The organism is Sphingomonas sp. SFZ2018-12, assembly GCF_022496715.1.
Classification (GTDB): domain Bacteria; phylum Pseudomonadota; class Alphaproteobacteria; order Sphingomonadales; family Sphingomonadaceae; genus Sphingomonas.
Genome location: NZ_WTFM01000001.1, coordinates 1,235,238 through 1,255,909, shown reverse-complemented (window position 1 = coordinate 1,255,909; position 20,672 = coordinate 1,235,238). Strand labels below are relative to the sequence as shown.

At 68.7% G+C, this 20,672-nt stretch carries 20 protein-coding genes; 7 read left to right on the top strand and 13 right to left on the bottom strand.

The annotated features are described in order from the left end of the window. Positions 1-389: 389 nt before the first annotated feature. The 4 genes from GO308_RS05785 to GO308_RS05770 form a co-directional block, all read right to left on the bottom strand. Positions 390-1,979 (bottom strand): 3-deoxy-7-phosphoheptulonate synthase class II, encoded by a 1,590-nt coding sequence (locus GO308_RS05785; protein WP_066551315.1) that lies wholly within the window; start codon positions 1,977-1,979, stop codon positions 390-392. Between the two features lie 169 nt (positions 1,980-2,148). Further along, a complete protein-coding gene (locus GO308_RS05780) occupies positions 2,149-3,084 on the bottom strand; it encodes a D-2-hydroxyacid dehydrogenase (protein WP_240884475.1) in 936 nt (311 codons plus the stop codon). A gap of 287 nt (positions 3,085-3,371) precedes the next feature. After that, the gene (gene cysS, locus GO308_RS05775; protein ID WP_240884474.1) at positions 3,372-4,820 is read right to left on the bottom strand and encodes a cysteine--tRNA ligase; all 1,449 of its coding nucleotides are present in this window, start codon (positions 4,818-4,820) and stop codon (positions 3,372-3,374) included. A 22-nt stretch (positions 4,821-4,842) separates the two neighbouring features. Next, the gene (locus GO308_RS05770; RefSeq protein ID WP_240884471.1) at positions 4,843-6,444 is read right to left on the bottom strand and encodes an NAD(P)/FAD-dependent oxidoreductase; all 1,602 of its coding nucleotides are present in this window, start codon (positions 6,442-6,444) and stop codon (positions 4,843-4,845) included. 86 nt (positions 6,445-6,530) lie between these two features. Between GO308_RS05770 and GO308_RS05765 the strand changes: the two genes are divergently transcribed. Together GO308_RS05765 and GO308_RS05760 are read left to right on the top strand one after the other, a co-directional pair. Further along, on the top strand, positions 6,531-6,920 hold the full coding sequence (locus GO308_RS05765) for a hypothetical protein (RefSeq protein ID WP_240884469.1): 390 nt from the start codon (positions 6,531-6,533) through the stop codon (positions 6,918-6,920). 70 nt (positions 6,921-6,990) lie between these two features. After that, complete coding sequence (locus GO308_RS05760; protein ID WP_066480899.1) at positions 6,991-7,392, top strand: glycine zipper 2TM domain-containing protein; 402 nt, start codon at positions 6,991-6,993, stop codon at positions 7,390-7,392. 13 nt (positions 7,393-7,405) lie between these two features. Here GO308_RS05760 and GO308_RS05755 read toward each other — a convergent pair whose 3' ends face one another. The 5 genes from GO308_RS05755 to xseA all read right to left on the bottom strand — a co-directional run bounded on the left by GO308_RS05755 (position 7,406) and on the right by xseA (position 11,010). Further along, entirely contained in the window at positions 7,406-7,831 is a 426-nt protein-coding gene (locus GO308_RS05755) for a hypothetical protein (RefSeq protein WP_240884467.1), read from the bottom strand. 68 nt (positions 7,832-7,899) lie between these two features. Further along, positions 7,900-8,430 carry a superoxide dismutase family protein gene (locus tag GO308_RS05750; RefSeq protein ID WP_082731840.1) on the bottom strand — a complete coding sequence of 177 codons (531 nt, stop codon included), beginning with the start codon at positions 8,428-8,430 and terminating at the stop codon, positions 7,900-7,902. 42 nt (positions 8,431-8,472) lie between these two features. After that, positions 8,473-9,411, bottom strand: a complete 939-nt coding sequence (locus GO308_RS05745) for a M23 family metallopeptidase (RefSeq protein ID WP_240884465.1) — start codon at positions 9,409-9,411, stop codon at positions 8,473-8,475. After that, positions 9,408-9,608 carry a DUF2093 domain-containing protein gene (locus GO308_RS05740; protein WP_066480896.1) on the bottom strand — a complete coding sequence of 67 codons (201 nt, stop codon included), beginning with the start codon at positions 9,606-9,608 and terminating at the stop codon, positions 9,408-9,410. The genes GO308_RS05745 and GO308_RS05740 overlap by 4 nt, the downstream gene beginning before the upstream one ends. 19 nt (positions 9,609-9,627) lie before the next feature. After that, positions 9,628-11,010 (bottom strand): exodeoxyribonuclease VII large subunit, encoded by a 1,383-nt coding sequence (xseA, locus tag GO308_RS05735; protein WP_240884463.1) that lies wholly within the window; start codon positions 11,008-11,010, stop codon positions 9,628-9,630. On the opposite strand from xseA, the gene purD reads away from it, so the two are divergent. Next, complete coding sequence (purD, locus tag GO308_RS05730; RefSeq protein WP_240884460.1) at positions 11,009-12,268, top strand: phosphoribosylamine--glycine ligase; 1,260 nt, start codon at positions 11,009-11,011, stop codon at positions 12,266-12,268. The two genes, xseA and purD, sit on opposite strands and share 2 nt — an antisense overlap. Positions 12,269-12,315: 47 nt before the next feature. Then, positions 12,316-12,927 (top strand): hypothetical protein, encoded by a 612-nt coding sequence (locus tag GO308_RS05725; protein WP_240884458.1) that lies wholly within the window; start codon positions 12,316-12,318, stop codon positions 12,925-12,927. 9 nt (positions 12,928-12,936) lie between these two features. On the opposite strand, the gene GO308_RS05720 is transcribed toward GO308_RS05725, so the two are convergent. The 3 genes from GO308_RS05720 to GO308_RS05710 all read right to left on the bottom strand — a co-directional run bounded on the left by GO308_RS05720 (position 12,937) and on the right by GO308_RS05710 (position 16,975). Beyond that, a complete protein-coding gene (locus GO308_RS05720; protein ID WP_066551072.1) occupies positions 12,937-14,406 on the bottom strand; it encodes a methyl-accepting chemotaxis protein in 1,470 nt (489 codons plus the stop codon). A 98-nt stretch (positions 14,407-14,504) separates the two neighbouring features. Continuing rightward, positions 14,505-15,872, bottom strand: a complete 1,368-nt coding sequence (locus GO308_RS05715) for an FAD/NAD(P)-binding protein (protein ID WP_066672854.1) — start codon at positions 15,870-15,872, stop codon at positions 14,505-14,507. A gap of 14 nt (positions 15,873-15,886) precedes the next feature. Beyond that, on the bottom strand, positions 15,887-16,975 hold the full coding sequence (locus GO308_RS05710) for a Gfo/Idh/MocA family oxidoreductase (RefSeq protein WP_240884456.1): 1,089 nt from the start codon (positions 16,973-16,975) through the stop codon (positions 15,887-15,889). 31 nt (positions 16,976-17,006) lie between these two features. On the opposite strand from GO308_RS05710, the gene GO308_RS05705 reads away from it, so the two are divergent. Both GO308_RS05705 and GO308_RS05700 read left to right on the top strand, forming a co-directional pair. Further along, positions 17,007-17,903 (top strand): aldo/keto reductase, encoded by an 897-nt coding sequence (locus tag GO308_RS05705; RefSeq protein ID WP_240884434.1) that lies wholly within the window; start codon positions 17,007-17,009, stop codon positions 17,901-17,903. Further along, positions 17,900-18,991, top strand: coding sequence for an LLM class flavin-dependent oxidoreductase (locus GO308_RS05700; RefSeq protein WP_240884433.1), 1,092 nt, complete (start codon positions 17,900-17,902; stop codon positions 18,989-18,991). Before GO308_RS05705 ends, GO308_RS05700 begins: the two co-directional genes overlap by 4 nt. A gap of 67 nt (positions 18,992-19,058) precedes the next feature. Here GO308_RS05700 and GO308_RS05695 read toward each other — a convergent pair whose 3' ends face one another. After that, a complete protein-coding gene (locus tag GO308_RS05695; protein WP_066480884.1) occupies positions 19,059-19,556 on the bottom strand; it encodes a MucR family transcriptional regulator in 498 nt (165 codons plus the stop codon). Positions 19,557-20,010: 454 nt separating this feature from the next. Here GO308_RS05695 and GO308_RS05690 point away from each other — a divergent pair, with 454 nt between their 5' ends. After that, complete coding sequence (locus GO308_RS05690) at positions 20,011-20,664, top strand: Crp/Fnr family transcriptional regulator (protein WP_066480883.1); 654 nt, start codon at positions 20,011-20,013, stop codon at positions 20,662-20,664. Positions 20,665-20,672 lie beyond the last annotated feature (8 nt).

Here is a 20,672-nt window from a genome sequence, read left to right as displayed (position 1 = left end):
GTTCACGTCGCCCCGGCGAAGGCCGGGGCCGCTGGCAGATGGTCCGCGACACTGGCCAGAGGCCCCGGCCTCCGGGATTCCCCGCAAAGTATTACTTTGCGGGGGGTCCCTCCGCCGGGGCGACGGCTCATTGGCGAGGCAGGACGCATTTCAAACGTCACCCCGGCGAAGGCCGGGGTCTCTGGCAAAAGGAGCGCCACCCGCCCCACCGGCCCGGCCCACGCGGGGTGACGAGTAGCTTTGGTCCGCCCCCACATTCCTTCGTCACCCCCGCGAAGGCGGGGGTCCACCGGGCTGTCAGGCTGTCCGCTCAAGGTCGAGCGCTTCGCATGCTGGGCGGTGGACCCCGGCCTACGCGGGGTGACGATCATTACAGGAGCGGCAGGCGCTTACGCAGCCGCGCGGCGGCGTTCCTGCATTTCCTCGTTGAGCATCTCCGCGAGCAGGAAGGCGAGTTCCAGGCTCTGGCTGGCGTTGAGGCGCGGGTCGCAATGGGTGTGGTAGCGATCGGCCAGCGACTGCTCGGTCACCGCGACCGCGCCGCCCGTGCATTCGGTGACGTTCTGGCCGGTCATTTCCGCATGGATGCCGCCGGCGATCGTCCCTTCGGCGCGGTGCACCGCGAAGAAGCCGCGCACTTCGGCGAGGATGCGGTCGAAGGGCCGCGTCTTGTAGCCATTGGCGGCCTTGATGACGTTGCCGTGCATCGGGTCGCAGCTCCAGACGACCGGATGCCCCTCGCGCTTCACCGCGCGCACCAGCTTGGGCAGCCCGTCCTCGATCTTGTCATGGCCATAGCGGGTGATGAGCGTCATGCGGCCCGGCACCCGCGCGGGATTGAGCGTGTCGAGCAGGCGCAGCAGCACGTCGGGCTCCAGGCTTGGCCCGCACTTCATCCCGATCGGGTTGCCGATGCCGCGCAGGAATTCGACATGCGCCGACCCCTCGAAGCGGGTGCGGTCGCCGATCCACACGAAATGCGCCGAGGTGTCGTACCAGTCGCCGGTCAGCGAATCCTGCCGGGTCAGCGCCTGCTCATAGGGCAGGAGCAGCGCTTCGTGGCTGGTGTAGAAGCTGGTGCCCTTGAGCTGCGGCACGGTGTCGGGACTGATCCCGCACGCTTCCATGAAGTCGAGCGCTTCGCCGATGCGGTCGGCGACGTCGCGATATTTCTTGGCCCAGGGGCTGGAGCCGAGGAAATCATGCGTCCAACGATGGACCTGGTGAAGATTGGCATAACCGCCCTGCGCGAAGGCGCGCAGCAGGTTGAGCGTGGCGGCGGACTGGAGATAGCCCTGCACCATGCGCTGCGGATCGGGGATGCGCGCTTCGGGGGTGAAGGCGATGTCGTTGACATTGTCGCCGCGATAGCTGGGCAGCTCGACGCCATCGATCACTTCGGTCGGCGCCGAGCGCGGCTTGGCGAACTGGCCCGCCATGCGACCGAGCTTCACCGTCGGCAGCTTGGACGCAAAGGTCAGCACCACCGCCATCTGGAGGATGACGCGGAACGTGTCGCGGATGTTGTTGGGGTGAAACTCGGCAAAGCTCTCCGCACAGTCGCCGCCCTGGAGCAGGAACGCCTTGCCCGCCGCGACCTTGGCCAGTTCCGCGGTCAGCTCGCGCGCTTCGCCCGCGAACACCAGCGGCGGGTAGCTCGACAGCGTGTCGGTCGCGGCCTTCAATGCGGCCGCGTCGGGATAATCGGGCAATTGCCGCGCGTCGGCGGCGGTCCAGCTGCCGGGGGTCCAGCTACTCATGTCATTCTCCGAAATGCGGGCGGTCACGAACCAGTCGGCGTGATGGGCGATGCCGTTGGCCGCGATCTGGTTGACCGCGGCGGCGGACGCGCGCTTGCCATCCTCCTCCCAGCCCTGAACCGTGCTGCCCGGCGCGCCATACCACGCACCGAAGGCGGCGCGGCTGATGCCACGTTCCTCGCGAAACCGCCTGATCTTGATGCCTGCCAGTGTCGTCATGGCGGATGCATTTACGCTAACGGGGTAAATGTGCAAGGGGGTGGAGGGGGTGGCACGTTTCTCGACTTCGCTCGAAACGAACGACGTTCTGGTTGGGTAGATTTCAGCTTAACCGTGCTCCTCCTTCCCGTTCGTTTCGAGCGAAGTCGAGAAACGCGAAGCAGTCCGCTCAGTAACCCGCGTCGAGATCCACGACATTGCGCATCGGTCGGCCGGCCAGGAACGCCCCCAGATTCTCCAGGAACAACGCCCCCGCCCGCTGGAACATCGTCGTCTGCGCGCGGCCCGACAGGTGCATTGAGTGGAGCACGTTGGGCGTCGTCCACAGCGGGTGGTCGGCGGGCAGTGGCTCGGGCGTGACCGTGTCGAGGAACGCACCGCCGATCCGGCGGGCGGTGAGCGCGGCGATCAGCGCGTCCTGATCGATCATGTCGCCGCGCGCCATGTTGACGATCCAGGCGGTCGGCTTCATCGCCGCCAGCTCGGCCGCGCCGATCATCGCGCTGGTCTCGCAGGTCGAGGGTGCGGCGAGGATGATCCAGTCGAATTCGCCGAGCCGCGCGCGCCACTGGTCCGGGGTCAGCGTGCCGTCACGGCCCGATCGCGTGACGCCGGTCACCTCCATCTCGAACGCGCGCAGCCGTGACGCGATCAGCCCGCCGATCGTCCCCATGCCGATGATCAGCGCGCGCCCGCCGGCCAGCTCGATCGTGCCGGGTGAGGCAACCGTCCATTCGTGGCGGTCGGCGATGCGGACCACCTCGTCATAGCGCTTGGCGGCGGCGAGCATCCCCATGACCGCATATTCGGCGACCGCATTGGCGTTGATGCCGGTGCCGTTGGTGACGATCGTGCCGCGCGATTTCAGCAGCGCGGTGTCATAGGCGTCGACGCCCGCGCGCAGCGTGAACAGCCATTTGAGCTTCGTGCCCGCGGCGGCGATCGCGGCGCTGTCCTCCGACGACTGCACGTCGGCCCAGGCGATATCGGCATCGCCGATCGCGGCCTGTGCATCCTCGACCGAGGTGAACCAGTGCGGGGTGAGGGCGGAAGGGAGATGCGGCTCGAGCAGCGGGCGGGCGATGGCGGGGAGCACGGCTTTCATGGAAGCCAGTTTATGCTGTGGGGTGGGGAAGGGAAGGGGCCGCTGATGATCCACGCGTCACCCCGGCGGAGGCCGGGGCCTCATGCAGAAGTAGCGCTATTTCTGCCAAAGGCCCCGGCCTCCGCCGGGGCGACGGCTGCCTTTTAGTGACGCTGCAACAACTGAACCGTCACCCCGGCAAAGGCCGGGGTCCACTTTGCCGCCCGCGCCGCCCTCAGGTCGTTGCGAAGCACTCGCCGCCCGGTGGACCCCGGCCTGCGCCGGGGCGACGAGGGATAGGTTGGAGCCTATTCGCCCAGCTTCCAGTCCCAGCCGAGCGGGTCGCCGTCCATCACTTCCACCCCCGCTGCCGTGAGTTCATCGCGGATCGCATCCGAAGTGGCGAAGTCCTTGGCTGCCCGCGCCTCCTTGCGGCGGGCGAGTGCGGCTTCGATTTCGGCTTCGGTGATGGTGGCGGATTTGGGGCGGATGCGCAGGTCGGCGCGGGTCACGTCCATTAGGTCGAGCCCGAGCACCTTGTCGCATTCAGCGATGGCTTTAAGCCGATCCCCCGCATAGCCCTTCGATGCTGCAATCGACTCTGCAATCACCAGCGCCCTCGCCGTATTCAGGTCGTCGGAGATCGCTTCACCGATCTGATGGAGGCTCATATCGGCCTGACCGGCTGGCTCAGACTCAACACGCTGCTTGAGCTTCTCGATCCCCATCACCATCCGCTTCAACCGTGTCAGCGCCGCGCCAAGGCCCTCCCACGAAAACTCAAGCTCGCTCCTGTAATGCGCCTGCAGGCACATCAGCCGGTAGGCGAGCGGGTGATAGCCCCGGTCGATCAGCAGTTGCAGGCGCAGGAACTCACCCGACGACTTCGACATCTTGCCCGAGCGTTCGACGAGGAAGTTGTTGTGCATCCAGATCTTCGCGCCGGAATTGCGCGGATCTTCGAGGCCGTTGGTGCAGCAATAGGCCTGGTTCTGGGCGATCTCATTGGGGTGGTGGATCTCGCGGTGGTCGATGCCGCCGGTGTGGATGTCGAACGGGAAGCCGAGCGTCTCCTCGCTCATCACGCTGCATTCCAGGTGCCATCCGGGCGCGCCTTTGCCCCAGGGGGAGTCCCATTCCATCTGGCGCGTCTCGCCCGGTGGGGTCTTGCGCCAGATCGCGAAGTCGGCGGCGTTGCGCTTGCCGTCGACCGGGTCGATGCGGCTCTCGCCCTCCTCGGTGCTGGCGCGCGCGAGTCGGCCGTAATCGGCGACGGTCGACACGTCAAAATAGAGGCCGCTCGGCAGCTCGTAGCAATGCTTGTCGGCGATCGACTTCGCGAATTCGATCATGCGGGGCACATAGTCGGTGGCGATCGTCCACTGCGCAGGCTCGGTGATGTTGAGCGCCTTCACGTCGGCCCAAAACGCTTCGGTATAATGGTGCGCAATGTCCCAGATCGACTGGGCGCGCTGGGCGGCGGCCTTTTCCAGCTTGTCCTCGCCCGCATCGGCATCGTCGGTCAGGTGGCCGACATCGGTGATGTTGATGACATGGGTGAGTTTATAGCCCTTGTAGCGCAGCACGCGCCCCAGCGTGTCGGCGAACACATAGGCGCGCATATTGCCGATATGCGGATAGTTATAGACCGTCGGGCCGCAGCTATAGACGCGCGCCTCGCCGGGGTGGACGGGCTCGAAGGTCTCGAGCCGGCGCGTCAGGCTGTTGTAGAGCCGCAGGGGAGGGGCGTCGGTCATAGGCGCAGGCTTTAGCGGCGGCTCAGCGGCGTGCAAATCCCCGGCGTTTCCAATCGCGCACGATGGCCCGCGCGGCATTGTGGCCGGGCGCGCCGGTGACGCCGCCGCCGGGATGCGCGCCGGAGCCGCACAGATACAGCCCTTTGAGCGGCATTCGATAATCGGCATGGCCCAGCATCGGCCGCGCCGACCAGAGCTGGTCGAGCGACATGCGGCCGTGGAAAATGTCGCCGTCGACCAGCCCGAACTTGCGCTCCAGGTCGAGCGGGGTGTGGACCTGGCGCGCGACGATGCTGGCGGTGAAGCCGGGGGCGAAGCGTTCGACGGTGGCGATCGCGGCGTCGGCCGCGTCCTCGCGCGCGTCGTCCCAGCTGCGGCCGTCGGGCAGCATGGGGGCGAAATGCTGGCAGAACAGGCTGGCGACATGCGCGCCCGATGGGGCAAGGCTGTCGTCGAGGGTCGAGGGGATCAGCATCTCGACCACCGGCTCGCGCGACCAGCCGTGAACCCGCGAGTCCTGCCAGGCGCGGTCCATGTAGTCGAGGCTGGGGGCCATGATGATTCCCGCGCCGAGATGCGGCCCGGCCTCGGGCAATGCGGTGAAGCGGGGCAGGGCGGAGAGCGCGACGTTCATCCTGAGCGTGCCTGATCCGCCCTTCAGCCGCGCGGCGCGCGCGCGGAAATCGGCGGGCAGATCGCTTGGGTCGATCAGGCGGTTGAAGAGCAGCTTCGGCCCGACATTGGAGACGACGCGCACTGCCGCGATTTCCTCGCCGCTCTCCAGCCGCACCCCGGCGACGCGCCCGCCATCGGCCAGCACCCGCGCAACCGGGGCGTCGGTGCGCAGCGTCACGCCGGCCGCGCGGCATGCCGCCGCCATCGCCTGGGTGATCGCACCCATGCCGCCGATCGCGTGGCCCCACGCGCCCTTTTGCCCGTTCACCTCGCCGAAGACGTGATGAAGCAGGACATAGGCGGTGCCCGGCGTGTCGGGACTGGCGTAATTGCCGACGATTGCATCGAAGCCGAACAGCGCCTTGACCGGATCGCTATCAAACCAGCCGTCGAGAAATTCGCGCGCGCTGAGCGTGAAGAGGTCGAGCAGGTCGCGCTGGGCGGCAAGATCGAGCCGCGCCAGCCGCCGCGACTGGCCGAGTGCCGCCAGCATCGCGCCGACGCCGCCGCCGACATTGGGCGGGGCGGTGAGCGCCAGGTCGCGCAACACGTCCGCCACCCGATCGAGCGCCGCGGCATAAGCAGGCAATGCATCGGCATCGCGGACCGAGAATTTGGCAAACTCGGCTCGGGTATCGGCCTGTCCGCCCGACAGCAGATAGCGGCCGTCGGGCAGCGGCAGGAAATTGGCGATCGGCCGGTCGACGACGCGATAGCCGTGATCGTGCAGCCGCATGTCGGCGATGACGCGGGACTGGAGCAGGCTGACCGTGTAGCTCGCGGTCGAATTGCGGAAGCCGGGGTGAAATTCCTCGGTCACCGCCGCACCGCCCAATATCTCACGCCGTTCGAGCACACAGGTCTTCAGCCCCGCCCGCGCGAGGTAGAAGGCACAGACCAGGCCGTTATGACCGCCGCCGACAATGACGGCATCGAAGCGGGTCGACATGGCGCGCACGCTAACGATCCGCACATGGCTGGGAAAGGGCGGCGCCAGCGGGTAGAAGAGGCCAGCATGGAAAGCGAGGCCGCGACGTGATCTATATCCTGCTCAATTTCGGCGCGATCGCCGCGGCAACGCTGGCCGGGCTGATCATCGGCGTCGCCTTTCTGCGCCTTGGCAGCGTGCGGGCACGTCCCGGCGTCCGGTTGCTGCTGGTCGCGATCGTCATGGAGTTCTGGCTGGCGTCGATCCTGGCGGGCGCACTGATCCTCGCCCCGCCCAAGGGCGGCGAATGGACGATGGCGATCGGGTCCGCCTTCGTCATCTGGATCGGCTTCGTCCTGCCCGTCCTTGCCGTCGGCCACACCGCGCGGGGACAGGGCGCGCGCGTCGTCGTCGCCGACGCGGCGCATTGGCTGGCGGTGATGCTGGCGCAGGCGGTCGTGCTCAAGCTGATCGGCTTGGTGCCGCCGCCGGCCTGACGCCCGCTGCAACCTTTCGCACCCCCCAGCGGTTCACTTGTCCGAGAACAACATGGACGGGAGATCGGCGATGCGCGCGATGATGATGGGTGTTTCGGCGGCTGTGCTGCTGGCAGGCTGTACCGGGCTGAACCAGTATGACGACGGCTATTCGAACTATCGCAACTATGACTATAACCGGCCCGACCCGTCCTATGGCGGTTATGACGCGGCGCGCTATTACCGCGAGGATCGCCGCGCGCGCGAACGCCGGCTGGCGGAAAATGAGCGCATCTATCGCGGCCAGGACGGCCGTTATTATTGCCGCCGCCCCGATGGCACGACCGGGCTGATCGTCGGCGGTATCGCCGGCGGCGTGCTGGGCAACCTGATCGCACCGGGCGGATCGGAGACGCTGGGCACCGTGCTGGGCGCGGCCGGCGGCGCGATTGCCGGGCGCGCGATCGAGCGCGGCCGGGTCAGCTGCCGCTAGGACGCCGCCGCCGCTAGCTGGCGGGTGTGCGCGGCTTGCGAACGGCAGGCCGCGCCGCCGCCGGTTTGCGCGGCTTTGCGACCGTCGGCTTGGGGGCGGCCGGCTTTGGTGCTGCCGGCTTGGGCGCGGCCGGCTTCGCCGCAGTCTCCGTCGGCGCAGCGGGTGCCGGCGTTTCGGTGGGTATTGCCGCCGCCTTCACGGTCTTGCGCTTCGGCGCAGCGGTTGAGCTGTCCTTCACACGCGCACGGATTTCGCCCGCCAGTGCCTCAAGTGCGATTGCGGCGAGTTCGGCCAGAACCGGATGCTTGGCGAGCGCCTTCGCGCTCGGTTTGCCGAGCGGAAAATCCCTGGGCAGATTGAGCGCAGCGAGCGCACGTTGCGCGGCGCTGCCCTTCTTGCCTTCGCCCGATTTCTTTGCGTCCGCGTTCTTCTTCGGCATCGCCTGGTCTCGCCTCCACTGGGGGAGGCGAGTGTTCCGCGCGGCGACCCGCTTGTCAACGCGGCCGCTCAGGACGCGGCGAACACTCCACAGGCGACTCGACCGCCGCTGTTGCCCGACGGATCGGTCTTCAGATCGTCGGGGCCGGCATGAACGACGAACGCCCCGCCGTCGGCATCGAGCAGACCGTCCATCGTACCGCCCGCCAGCGTGAATTCGACGCGGCCATTGCCGGCGGCATCGACAGTGAGGTTGGGCAGGTCACCCGAATGCGGGCCGGCGGGGTTCATGCTGCCGTGCTGACGCGCGGTCGGGTTCCAGTGGCCCCCGGCGGTCGTGAAATCGGGTGCGTCGCACCGACCCACGGTGTGGACATGGATCCCGTGCTGGCCGGGCGTCAGCCCGCGCGCGTCGACGCGGACCTCGATCCCCGTCGCGGCGGCGGTGGCGGTCACCCGGCCCGCGTCGCCGCCCGTCGCCGTGCGCAAATCGGCCACCGCGATCGGCCCGGCCGTATCCGCCGTCGCAACCGTTTCGCCATCCATCGCGCAACCCGCAATCAGGGGCAGGGTCATCAGAGTGATCAGGGTCAGTTTCATCGCGTGGCGCTCCCATGTTCCGGTTCGGCTCGATGTTCAGCTTCAATCCTCCGCGGCGCGCGCGGTTCCGCTGGTGCCCGTTCTCTGCGCGTCGAAACGCGAGATTTCTTGCGCGTTCCCGGCATCTTCGCGCGCGGGCGGGCCAAGCAGCACGACCGGATCGATGCGCGCGCCGTGCCAGGTGACCCCCCAATGGAGGTGCGGCCCCGATGCGCGACCGCTCGCCCCGATCGCGCCGATCGGCTGACCCTGACGCACTTGGTCGCCTTCGCGCACGTCGATGCGTGACAGGTGGAGAAAGGCGCTGTTCAGTCCCATGCCGTGATCGACGATCAGCAGCCAGCCCTCGAGCGTGAAGGGCGAGTCCGCGGCGAGCGTGACCACGCCGTCGGCGGGCGCGACAACCGGCGTGCCGGCGGCGCGCGCGACGTCGACGCCCGAATGATAGGCACCGGGTTCGCCGCGATAGATGCGCTGTGATCCGAACCGCCCCGAAATGCGGCCGTTCGCCGGCCAGACAAAGGCTTGTCGCCAGCCCGCGCTCTCGCTCATCCGGTCGCGCGCGGCGGCGATGCGGGCCAGCTCGACGGGACGCCGGGCGGCGAACTCGGCGCTCGGCTGGGGAAAGCGCGCTACCCTGTCGAGCCGCTGGATCGGCCAGTCGCGCGGGGCGACCGCGATCTGCTGGCGATGCAGGACACCGGCTGCGTCGGTGAGCGCCAGCGTCGCCATCGGCCCGGCATCGCGATCGATCGCGACCAGGAAGCTTCCGTCCCCGGCGACCCCGACCGCGCGATCGTCGAGCATGAGCCCGCTCCAGCCGCGCGGGACCCGGCCGCGCGCAATGCCGCCCTGAACGAACGGGCGATCGAGCTGGACCACGGCCATCAGCGAAACGGCCCGATCGTCATTCCGGGCCAGCACTGGCGACGCGACGACGACCGCCGCGATCACACAGGCACCAACCGTGCGCAGCCTCATCCGCCCGCAAGCCGCGCGGTGGCGATCTCCGCACTGGCATAGGGTTCCTGGCGCGCGACGCTCCAGTAGCGCAGCGCGTCGAGCGGAATGCGCTCGCCGCTGACCGCGCAGACCACATGATCGCCCGCGCTGAGCATCCGATAGCCGTTGGCGAGATAGTGGAGGCGCGCCGCGCGCGCGGTGTTCGACATCAGCATGGCTGGCCTGTTTCCTGGTCTAGAGCAGGCGTTGCTGCTCGGGTTTGTCGTCAGGATAGGGCTTCGATCCCGCGCGCTCAACCTTGGCATCAATCGCGCCGTCGCGGAAATGGAGCGTCAGCGCGCCCGTCGCGCGCGCATCCGCCGCGCTCGTCACCGCCTGGCCGTTGAGGCGCGCGGCCACGCGGACATAGCCCTTGGCGAGCAGGTTGTCGGGATTGCCGGCATCGAGCCGCGCCCCCGCCAGCCGCAGCGCGGCGCGGGCCGCATCGAGCCGCCGGTCGAGCATCGCCGGACGCAGGGCACCGCCCGCGCGGTCGAGGCTGCGCCGCGCCAGCACCACCCGGCGCTCGAGCGCGAGCCCGAGACGCTGCGCCAGGTCGTCGGTGCGCTGGCGCTGCGGGCCGAGCAGCGCCTCGCGCCGCGGGATCAGCCGGGCAAGCGCGGCCAGCCGCTCGGCGGCACGATCATGATAGCGGCGCGCGCACCGTTCGCTGCGCAGCGCCAGCGTCGCCACCTGATGGCGCACATCTGCGAGCACCGGCACCGCAATCTCCGCAGCCGCGGTCGGTGTCGGCGCACGCAGATCGGCGGCGTAGTCGGCAAGCGTCGTGTCGGTTTCGTGCCCGACGGCCGAAATGACCGGGATGGTGCAGTCGGCGATCGCGCGCACCACCACTTCTTCGTTGAAGGCCCACAGATCCTCGATCGAGCCGCCGCCGCGCGCGACGATCAGCAGATCGGGGCGCGGCATCGGCACGCCATCGACGGGCAGGGCGTCGAAGCCGCGGATCGCGCGCGCCACCTGGGCGGCGGCGCCGTCGCCCTGGACCTGGACCGGCCAGACGATCACATGGCTCGGGCAGCGATCGGCGAGGCGGTGCAGGATGTCGCGGATGACCGCCCCGGTGGGCGAGGTGACGACGCCGATGACGCGCGGCAGAAAGGGCAGTGGCCGCTTGCGCGCCGCGTCGAACAGCCCCTCCGCGCCAAGCTGTGCCTTGAGCTTTTCGAGCAGCGCCATCAGCGCGCCTTCGCCGGCCAGCTCCAGCCGGTCGATCACGATCTGATATTTGGACCGGCCCGGATAGGTCGTGACCTTGCCCGTCGCGATCACCTCGATCCCGTCCTGCGGGGCGAAGGGGATGGCAGCGGCGGCACCGCGCCAGATCACCGCATCGATCACCGCGCCTTCGTCCTTGAGCGCCAGATAAACGTGCCCCGACGCCGCGCGCTTGTAGCCGGAAATCTCGCCGCGCAGCCGGACCTGGCCGAACTCGCGCTCGACGGTGCGTTTCAGCCGGCCCGACAATTCGCTGACGCTTTCCGGCGCGGCGTTGTCGCCCGGCACCGTCTCGGCTACCAGCCGCGTCACTGAATCGTCGAACAAGGGATCGGGCATGAACGTCCTGCTGATCGGATCGGGCGGGCGGGAACATGCGCTTGCGTGGAAGCTGGCGCAATCGCCGCGTCTCGATACGCTTTATGTCGCGCCTGGCAACCCCGGCATGGCCGCGCACGCGACCCGGGTCGCGCTCGATCCCGCCGATCACGACGCGGTCGTCGCCTTTTGCGGCCGCCACGCGATCGCCTTCGTGGTGATCGGGCCGGAAGCCCCGTTGGTCGCGGGCCTTGCCGACCGGCTGCGCGCCGAGCGCATCGGCGTCTTCGGCCCCAATCGGGAGGCCGCGCAGCTGGAAGGATCGAAGGGCTTTACCAAGGACCTGTGCGCGCGCGCCGGCATTCCGACGGCGCGCTATGTACGCGTCGCATCCCCCGACGCCGCGCGCGGGGCACTGGCCGGCTTCACCCTGCCGTTGGTGCTCAAGGCCGACGGACTGGCGGCGGGCAAGGGCGTGATCATCGCAACCACGCCCGACGAGGCGGACACGGCGATCGTCACGCTGATGGCCGAACCCGGCGCGGAGCTGGTCATCGAGACGTTCCTGACCGGCGAGGAAGCGAGCCTGTTCGTGCTGACCGACGGGACGCACCTGATGCCCTTTGGATCGGCGCAGGACCACAAGCGGGTGGGCGAGGGCGATACCGGCCCCAATACCGGGGGCATGGGCGCCTACAGCCCAGCCGCGGTGCTGACGCCGGAACTGATGCAGCGCGCGCTGGACGAGATCGTGCGGCCGACGATCGACACGCTGCGGCGCGACGGCATGCCTTATTCTGGCGTGCTTTATGCCGGGCTGATGCTGACCGACGGCGGTCCGATGCTGATCGAATATAATTGCCGCTTTGGCGACCCGGAGACGCAGGTGCTGATGATGCGGCTGGAGGACGACCTGCTCGAGCTGATGCTGGCGACCGATGCGGGCACGCTGGGCGACCATGCGCCGGCGCGCTTCGCCGACGAGGCCGCGCTGACCGTCGTGATGGCGGCTAGCGGCTATCCCGGCCAGGTGGCGCCCGGCGCGCCGATCGCCGGCATCGAGGCGGCCGAGGCAACCGGCGCGCGCGTCTTTCACGCCGGCACGCGGCTGGCCGACGACCGGCTGGTGGCGAGCGGCGGGCGGGTGCTGAACGTCACCGCCACGGGGCAGAGCGTCGCTGCGGCACAGACGGCGGCCTATCGCGCGGTGGACCGCATCGACTTTCCCGGCGGCTTTTGTCGGCGCGACATCGGCTGGCGCGAAGTCGCGCGCGGCTGAACCGACCGGCACTGGTCGGCGGCGGCATCGGTGATATGAGTGCGCCCATGGACAAATCGCTTCCGCCCTCGACCCCCCTGGCTGCCGCCGACCGGATGTGGCCTTTCACGCTCACCCATTTCGTCCTGATCGGGCTGTTCGCGCTGGTCGCGCTTTACATCATCTGGCGGGGACGGCGGCTGAAGCAGCGGCGGCGCGAGGCGGAGGCCGAGCTGCTGGAAAGCGGGCATGGCTTTCGCCTGGACGCGGGCAGCCCCGATATCGAGGATCAGCCCGCCCCGGTCGCACCGGTCCCGCAAGAAGCTCCGGCACCGCAGCTGCAGGCCGCACCGGTTCCGTCGCAAAATCCGAAACCGCAGGTGCAGGCCGAACCGCCGCCGGCGTCACCCGCCGCTGCATCGGACCTCACGATCCTGAAGGGCGTCGGGCCACGGGTCGCGGCGCGACTGGCCGAGGAGGGCGTGACGTCGTTGGCCGTGCTCGCTGCGCTGACGCCCGAGCGTGCCGCGACGATCGACGCCGCGCTGGGCAATTTTGCCGGGCGGATGGCCCGCGACAAGTGGGTCGAACAGGCGCGGCTGATCGTGGCGGGCGATGTGTCGGAATATGAGCGGCAGTTCGGCGCGCTCGATCGCGGACGGCCCGCGCAATCGGGCTGAGCCGCGCGATCAGGCGGTCGCTTCGACCAGCTGGTCGCCGGCGTTCACCAGACTTTCGGCCAGACCCGACGCACCGATCGCCAGCGATCGGGCATCCTGGGCATCGACATAGGCAAATTCGAAATTGCCCCAGCGCCGGCCCCGGAACCAAAGCGGCACGAACACCGTCTTAAGCGGCAGGAAATCCTCCTCGCCCAGCGCCATGCGGTAGCAATTGAGCATCGCCGGCGCGCTGCTCTCGATCGCGCGGCGGGTGGCGTCGTCCATCATGATCCGGCGGTCGCGGCACCATTTCATGTTCCAGGCGATGTCCTTGCCCTGGCGCTGGGAGCGCAGCGTCAGGTGGGTGGGCAGATAGCCGTTCACGTCGCTGATGACCGATCCGATCATGCCCGGCGACCAGGTGCTTTCGCGGTCGAGGATCGGCCGGATGTGCCGGTCGGCGAAATCGTTGAACCCCGTATCGTAGCGCGGCGGGTTCGACCCAGGGATCAGGCGGTAGTTGCAGTCGAACACCGCATCCTCGCTCACCTCGCCACGGGCGATGCCGGCCTCGACAAGCCGCTCGATCTCGCGTGCGACCTCCTTCGCGCGCTCGATCGATGGCGTGTCGCCCGTTTCCAGCCCCGACATCGCAAGCCGGTCGAGCGTCAGATTGGCTTCGACCTCGAGCGTGTCCACGCGGGCGCGGGCGCGGGAAAGGTTCACTGCGTTGATTCGCAGCGCATCCGCGAATTTGGCGATGTCGCGGCTGGCCTCGGCCACACTCGCCTCGATGCCCGCGACCGCCTCGGTCACCTCCGCCGACTGGCCGTCGACCATGGTGATGATCTCGCCGGCATCGACCATGCTCGCCCGGATGCGTGCCAGTCCGCGTTCGGCCGACAGGCTGCGCATCATCCCGTGCTCGATCTCCTGGACCAATCGCGATGCTTCACCCGACAGCACGTCGATCGTCGTGTCGATGCGGCGGGTGGCTTCGCGGGTTTCGCTGGCCAGCCCCTTGACCGCGGCGGCGACGACGCCGAATCCGCGGCCCTCGACCCCGGCGCGCGCCGCCTCGATTGCGGCGTTGAGCGCGAGCAGGTTGGTCTGCGTCGCGATCCGCGCGATCACGTCGGAGACCGAGCGCACCTCGCTCATCGCGTTCGACAGGTCGGTGACGTGCGCCCCGAGGCCACTTACCAGCGTCGTGAGTTCGCCGAAGCTCGACGTGGCTTCCTCGATTGCCTGGGCGTTCTGTTCGAGCTTGCTGCGGACCTGATCGGACAATTTGCGGGTCTGGGCCGCGGCATGATCGGCGGCCTGCTGGTTGATGACCAGCCGGTCGACGACGCGCGACAATCCGCCCAGATCGACGCTCTGTTCGCTGATGTCGGAGGAAACCTGGCCAAGCTGGCCGGCGATATCGGCGCAATTGATGACCAATGCACCAAGCGCCCGCGACGTCTCCTCGATTGCGTTCCCCGTTCTGGTCACCGCGCCGCTTCTCTGAAACCGTGGTTAACGCGATCTAACGCCGCAATCTTATGATATTCCTAATTTCGTGCGGTGGTGCGCGCGTCGGGTGCGTTCGATCAAAGTCCCTCGCCGCCGACCCAATGCGCGTTGGACAGGGTACGCGCGACGTTCCAGGTCTGGACGCGGATGTCGGGCACGGCGACGACCTCCCAATAGGCACCCCGCGTCATCGGGCCGATCGCGTGGATTCGCGGGTCGGGCGTCCCGTCGCGGCCGAGCACGCAGGTGTCGGCGGCGATGTCGATCCCCAGCCGCGCGGCGTCGGGCCGGATGCGGCCGCTGTCGAGCAGCTGGCGCAGCAGCGGCTCGGTGCTGCGGAGCAGGTCGCCCTGGGGCCCGGTGCAGTTGACCATCCGGCGGACATGCTCGCGCACGCTTCGTTCGTCGCCGCGCGGTTGCCATTCGATGGCCAGCCCGGAAATGTCGGACACCGCGCTTCGCACCCGCCCGGCGCGGAAGCTCAGCCGGCCGGCCGCGACGAGTCGATCGATCCGCTCCGCGATCTCCGGTGCCAGCCGGTGGCGATGCACATCCCAGAATGGGCGCAGATGGCGCAGGAAGCGCCGCCGCGTCGCGACATCCGCACCCGACCACATCAGCTGGGTCACCGGGCGCAGCGCGTCGACCGCACAGCGCCAGTCGCTGCCCGGGGCCGCCGCCGCGGCCCGGACCAGCCGCGACAGCTCCGACAGGCGCTGGGCGGGCTTTTCGTGCCAGGGGGTCACCGGCGGCTGGCCGATCATGTGCGCGCGCGGACGCAGGCCCCGCCGCGACATGGCGACGATGCGCCCGCGAAACCCGCGCCGGTCGAGTAGCAGCGCGGCGTCGACGGCGGTCAGCCCGGTGCCGAGCAGCAGCACCGTATCGTCGTCGGTCAGCCCCTCGGCGATGTCGGCGGCCCATGGGTCGTCGCAATACTGGTCGCGCGGCAGCCTGTCGGGATCGACGCCCGGTGGCGCATGCGGCGGCAGGTTGCCGAGCGCCAGCACCGCGCGCTCGAAACGCGCCGCGGTGCCATCGTCAAAGCGCGCCTCGACACCCGTTGCGTCGCTGGCGAGCGCGACGACGTCGCCGTTGACGACGCGCAGCCGATCACCGGCGCGCGCGCGCGTTTCCGCCAGCAGCGCGGCGAGATAGCGGCCATAGGCGGTCCGCCGGACGAAGCTGGTCGCGCCACCCTCGCCATTGGCCTCCAGCCAGCGGACGAAGTGACCGGGGTCGTCGGGCAGGGCGCTCATATTGCCGGCGCGCACATTGAGCAGGTGGCTGTCGTCGGCGGCGCTGTAGGCCACCCCGCGCGCGACCTGGCCGGGCCGGCGTTCGACCAGCGTCGCGCGCGGCCCATCGTGGCGCATCAGGTTGATCGCGAGCAGCGTGCCCGAAAAGCCGCCACCGACGATCAGCACATGATCGCCCGGGTTCATCGGCGCGCTCAGGCTCAAAGGCCCAGCTCCGCCATCGCGACGACGCGGTGTTCGCGTGCGCTGAGTTCAGCGGCGGCACCCATCGCCACCGCGCGCAGCCCGTCCTCGGCGGTTACCTGTACCGGACCTTCGCCCCGGATCGCGGCGGCAAATGCCTGATGCTGATAGAAGGTCGCGCCGTGGTGCGAGCCCGCCGCCATCGCGGCCTCATCGACGGGGACATGCCAGCGTTCGACCGCCTTCGGCCCGCGCCAGTCGACGCGCGGGCTGAACACGAGGTCGCCGGGCGGGATCAGCACATCGAGGCGGGCGCGATCGCCGGTGGCCGACATCTCCTCCTGATGCTCGGCGCCTTCGGCAAACATGCACAGGTCGAGCATCGCGCGCACGCCGTTGGCGAAATCCACGACGGTGTAGCTGTTGTCGAGAATGTCGGGGGCGCGGCCTTCATAGCGTTCGTCAAGATGATTGACGTCACGGCCGCCCGAACAGAAGACGCGCACCGGCTCCGACCGCACGATCAGTCGCATCAGGTCGAAGAAATGGCAGCATTTCTCGACCATCGTCCCGCCGGTGTTGCGGGCGAAGCGGTTCCAGTCGCCGACCTTTGGCAGAAAGGGAAAGCGATGTTCGCGGATCGACAGCATCCTGAGCTGGCCGACTTTGCCCGCATGCACCTGCGCGATGAACTCGGCCGCCGGCGGCATGAAGCGATATTCCATCGCGGTCCAGAAGGGGCGGGCGCGGTCCCGTGCCTGATCGACCATCCAGCGCGCGTCGGCGATCGTGGTGGCCAGCGGCTTTTCGCACAGGATCGCGACATCGCGGTCGAGCAGACGCGCCACGACATCGCGATGCGTGTGGTTGGGCGCGGCGATGACGATCGCATCGACATCGGCGGCGGTGGCGAACGACGCCACGTCGTCGAACGCGCGCACGCCCGCGGCCCGGTCCCCCAATGCGGCGCGTGCCCAATCGAGCGAGGCGGCGACCGGATCCGCGATCGCGACGATTTCGGCACCGGGCAGGATCATCAGGTTGCGCAGATGTTCGACCCCCATCATGCCCGTGCCGACAACGCCGTAGCGGATCGCAGCTACCATCCGTCAAATCCCTGTGCCAAAGATCGTCGCCATGACGAGCCTCCGCCTTTCTCCCGATCCGCGCCCGCTGGGCAAGAGCGAACTGATCGTATCTCCGATCGCGTGGGGGATGTGGCGCTTCACCGGCACCGACGTGGCGGCGGCGCGCGCGCGTGTCGATGCCGCGCTTGAAGCGGGCATCACGCTGTTCGATACCGCCGACATTTACGGCTATGGCACGCCGGAGGGCTTCGGCTCTTCGGAGGCGCTGTTCGGCCGGGTGCTGGCCGACGCACCGGCGCTGCGCGACCGCATGGTCATCGCGACCAAGGGCGGCATCACCCCGCCGCGCCCCTATGATTCGAGCGCGGCCTATCTGGCGGCAGCCGTCGACGCCTCGCTGGCGCGGCTGGGGATCGACGTGATCGACCTCTACCAGATCCACCGCCGCGATTTCATGACCCACCCGCAGGAGGTGGCCCACGCGCTCGCCGCAATGGTCGCCGCCGGCAAGGTCCGCGCGATCGGCGTGTCCAATTACAGCCCCGCGGAGGTCGACGCGCTGCAGGCGTTCCTCGACCTGCCAATCGTCACGACCCAGCCCGAATTCTCGCCGCTGCGCGTCGCGCCGCTCTATGACGGCACGCTCGACCAGGCGATGGCACGCGACATGGCGGTGCTCGCGTGGTCGCCGCTCGCCGGCGGTCGGCTGCTCGACCCCGATCATCCCGCGCATGGGCTGCTGGCCGAACAGGGTGCGGCCCATGGCGTCGACGTGACGGCGGCGGCGCTTGCCTGGGTGATGGCGCATCCAGCGCGGATCATACCGATCGTCGGATCGCAGCAACCCGACCGCATCCGCGCATCGGCCGACGCCTACAAGGTCGAATGGACCCGCGACCAATGGTATGCGGTGATGCAGGCCGGGACAGGGGAGCGCCTGCCATGAACGGAACCGAACAGCCGTGTGAGATCAGCTGGTTCTCGGCGCTGTGCGACGATGATTATGAATTTCTGGGGGTCTCCGATCCCCGGCTGAAGTCGAGCTGGGAACATTGCCGCGATATCGTGCTGCAGGCCGAAAGCGGCGGCTTCGACAATATCCTGCTGCCGTCGGGCTATGCGCTCGGCATCGACACCACCGCATTCGCCGCGGGCATCGCCGCGCTGACCCGGCGCATCCGTTTGCTGATGGCGGTCCGGATCGGCGAGAGCTGGCCGCCGCAGCTGGCCCGCCAGATCGCGACGCTTGACCGGATGCTCGGGCTGACCGGCGGCGGGCTGCCGCGGCTGACCGTCAACATCATCTCCAGCGACCTCCCGGGCGAGACGCTGGACAGCGCGCCGCGCTACCAGCGCACGGTCGAGGCGATGCACATCCTGCGCACATTGCTCAACGGCGAGCATTTGAAGTTCGACGGCGATTTCTGGAAGCTCGATCTGGCGCCACCGGGGGTCACCACGCTGACCGGGAAATGCCCGCCGCTCTATTTCGGGGGCCTGTCACCCGCCGCGCGCGAAGCCGCCGCGCAGGGGTGCGACGTCTATCTGATGTGGCCGGATTCGATGGCCGGCGTCCGCGCGATCATCGCCGATCTGCGCGAGCGGGCCGCGCGCCACGGCCGCACGCTCAAGTTCGGCTATCGCGTCCATGTCGTGGTGCGGGAGACCGAGGCCGAGGCGCGCGCCGCGGCCGACCGGCTGCTGTCGCGACTCGATGCCGAAACCGGGGCCGCGATCCGTGCACGCTCGCTCGACAGCCAGTCTGCGGGCGTCGCGCGCCAGGCGGAGCTCCGCGAAGCCGCCAGCGCCAGCGACGGTTATGTCGAGGACAATCTGTGGACCGGCATCGGCCGGGCGCGTTCAGGCTGCGGCGCGGCGATCGTCGGCGATCCGGATCAGGTCCTCGCCAAGCTGAACGCCTATCGCGCGGAAGGCATCGATGCCTTCATCCTGTCCGGCTATCCGCACGCCGCCGAAGCCGACCTGTTCGCACGTCACGTATTGCCGCGCATCGCGCACGCGCCGCTCGGCTGAGCCAGACGTCAGCGGCAAGCGCGCGATTTCGCGCGCAGCGGGCGACCTGCACCCGCTGCGCGGCCGGTCAACCCTGCTTGGTTGCGCGGCGCCGCGTCGGTGCCGCCGGCGCGTCGGTTTCGGCGGCCTTGGGGCGACGGCCCCGCGATCCGAGCCCGATCTTTTTGGCCATGGCGCGCCGCTGTTCCGAATAGCTTTCGGCGACCATCGGATAATCCGGGCGCAGATTGTACCGCTGACGGTATTCCTCCGGCGTCAGGCCGTGAGTCGAGAGATGACGGCGCAGCGTCTTGTAAGGCTTGCCGTCGATCATCGAAATGATCGCGTCGCGCGATGCCAAAGACTTGCGGACCGACACCGCAGGCTTGTGCTCCATCGAGCCCGCCGAGTCTTCGCTCTCGCCACCGGCATCAGCGGCGCCGGCAAGACCGGTCAGCGTCGTATGCATGGTCCGAAGAAAAGCGGGGACCTCTTCCGCCGCAATCCGGTTGTTCTGATTGCCGAGCCAGGCGATCGTCAATTCGGTCGCGAGCTCGACTGGGTTAAGCGCGGTTTCGTCTGTCATGGTTTCTCTTTCTTGCTTCATGCCGCGGATAATCGCGCGCGATTAATCCATTTCGGCGCTATTTTAATTTGACGCAAGGTGAAACCTCTTCCCGGGGGCAAGTTCATTCACGCGCGCAATCGATTGGCGTTCGATTTCGGGACTGGTCCGGGCGCGACCGGCCCGTCAGGTCCCGGCAATCCGTCGTCACCAATCCACGACCTTGCGCGAGTCGACCTTTTCGCCCGCGAAAAGGCGGCCCGGCCGCGAGCGGCCGGGCCAAGGTGCGGTCCCGCCTGACGACGGTTCCGTCGGGTCGCGATATCGTCATAGGCGCGTCGGGCAGGCCGCGTCGTGATGAAGGTCACGCCCGGTCGATCCAAAGTTGCGCGTGTCGTTCAAAGCGATGGTATAGGGGTGCGCACGGTCGACGGCGGCGGGTGCCCGTCGCGGGTTAGTTCCGGGGGGAAGCGAGGTGCCGAGAGTTGATCGGATCGCAGCCGTTTCGGCGTTCCTGGGATGCGAAACCCACCTGGCAACCGTGCTCGAGGCCCAGATGAGCCGCGTCGCCTATGCCCGGTCCGACGTGATCGCGCACCAGGGCGACGCCGCCGACCGGTGCTGGCTGATCATCGACGGGCTGGTCAATGTCGAGTTCATCGGGTCGGACGGCCAGCGGTCGCAATTGACCTTTCACGGTCCGGGCGAGGTCATGGGCGCCTATCCCGCCGCGACGACGCATCGCGCCGACCTGATCGTCCAGCGCGATGTGGAGGCGCTGACCATCGCGTCGCGCTCGCTCGACCGGCTGGCGACCGAGCATCAGCAGATCGGCGCCGGGCTGGCACGGCTCTTCGCGCGCCAGCTCGACTTCGCGCTCGATCGCATGACCGCGCGGTCGACGTTGAGCGCGGTCGGACGCGTCTATGCGGAAATCCTTCGGCTTGCGGGCGAGACCCGCCGGATCCAGCCCCTGCCGAAGGTCACCTCGCTTGCCGTCGCGGCGAACACGACCCGCGAGACGGCGTCGCGCGCCATCGCGGTTCTCGAGCGTCGCGGCATCGTCGAGCGGGCCGGCGGTGCGCTGACCATCGTTTCGCCTCGGTTGCTCGCCGAACTGATTGCCTGATCGGCGCC

Bases quoted from the DNA above. Each gene is read 5' to 3' on its own strand.
- GO308_RS05785 (WP_066551315.1), bottom strand. From the start codon at position 1,979: ATGACGACACTGGCAGGCATCAAGATCAGGCGGTTTCGCGAGGAACGT.
- GO308_RS05780 (WP_240884475.1), bottom strand. From the start codon at position 3,084: ATGAAAGCCGTGCTCCCCGCCATCGCCCGCCCGCTGCTCGAGCCGCAT.
- cysS (WP_240884474.1), bottom strand. From the start codon at position 4,820: ATGACCGACGCCCCTCCCCTGCGGCTCTACAACAGCCTGACGCGCCGG.
- GO308_RS05770 (WP_240884471.1), bottom strand. From the start codon at position 6,444: ATGTCGACCCGCTTCGATGCCGTCATTGTCGGCGGCGGTCATAACGGC.
- GO308_RS05760 (WP_066480899.1), top strand. From the start codon at position 6,991: ATGCGCGCGATGATGATGGGTGTTTCGGCGGCTGTGCTGCTGGCAGGC.
- GO308_RS05755 (WP_240884467.1), bottom strand. From the start codon at position 7,831: ATGCCGAAGAAGAACGCGGACGCAAAGAAATCGGGCGAAGGCAAGAAG.
- GO308_RS05750 (WP_082731840.1), bottom strand. From the start codon at position 8,430: ATGAAACTGACCCTGATCACTCTGATGACCCTGCCCCTGATTGCGGGT.
- GO308_RS05745 (WP_240884465.1), bottom strand. From the start codon at position 9,411: ATGAGGCTGCGCACGGTTGGTGCCTGTGTGATCGCGGCGGTCGTCGTC.
- GO308_RS05740 (WP_066480896.1), bottom strand. From the start codon at position 9,608: ATGCTGATGTCGAACACCGCGCGCGCGGCGCGCCTCCACTATCTCGCC.
- purD (WP_240884460.1), top strand. From the start codon at position 11,009: ATGAACGTCCTGCTGATCGGATCGGGCGGGCGGGAACATGCGCTTGCG.
- xseA (WP_240884463.1), bottom strand. From the start codon at position 11,010: ATGCCCGATCCCTTGTTCGACGATTCAGTGACGCGGCTGGTAGCCGAG.
- GO308_RS05725 (WP_240884458.1), top strand. From the start codon at position 12,316: ATGGACAAATCGCTTCCGCCCTCGACCCCCCTGGCTGCCGCCGACCGG.
- GO308_RS05715 (WP_066672854.1), bottom strand. From the start codon at position 15,872: ATGAACCCGGGCGATCATGTGCTGATCGTCGGTGGCGGCTTTTCGGGC.
- GO308_RS05710 (WP_240884456.1), bottom strand. From the start codon at position 16,975: ATGGTAGCTGCGATCCGCTACGGCGTTGTCGGCACGGGCATGATGGGG.
- GO308_RS05705 (WP_240884434.1), top strand. From the start codon at position 17,007: ATGACGAGCCTCCGCCTTTCTCCCGATCCGCGCCCGCTGGGCAAGAGC.
- GO308_RS05700 (WP_240884433.1), top strand. From the start codon at position 17,900: ATGAACGGAACCGAACAGCCGTGTGAGATCAGCTGGTTCTCGGCGCTG.
- GO308_RS05695 (WP_066480884.1), bottom strand. From the start codon at position 19,556: ATGACAGACGAAACCGCGCTTAACCCAGTCGAGCTCGCGACCGAATTG.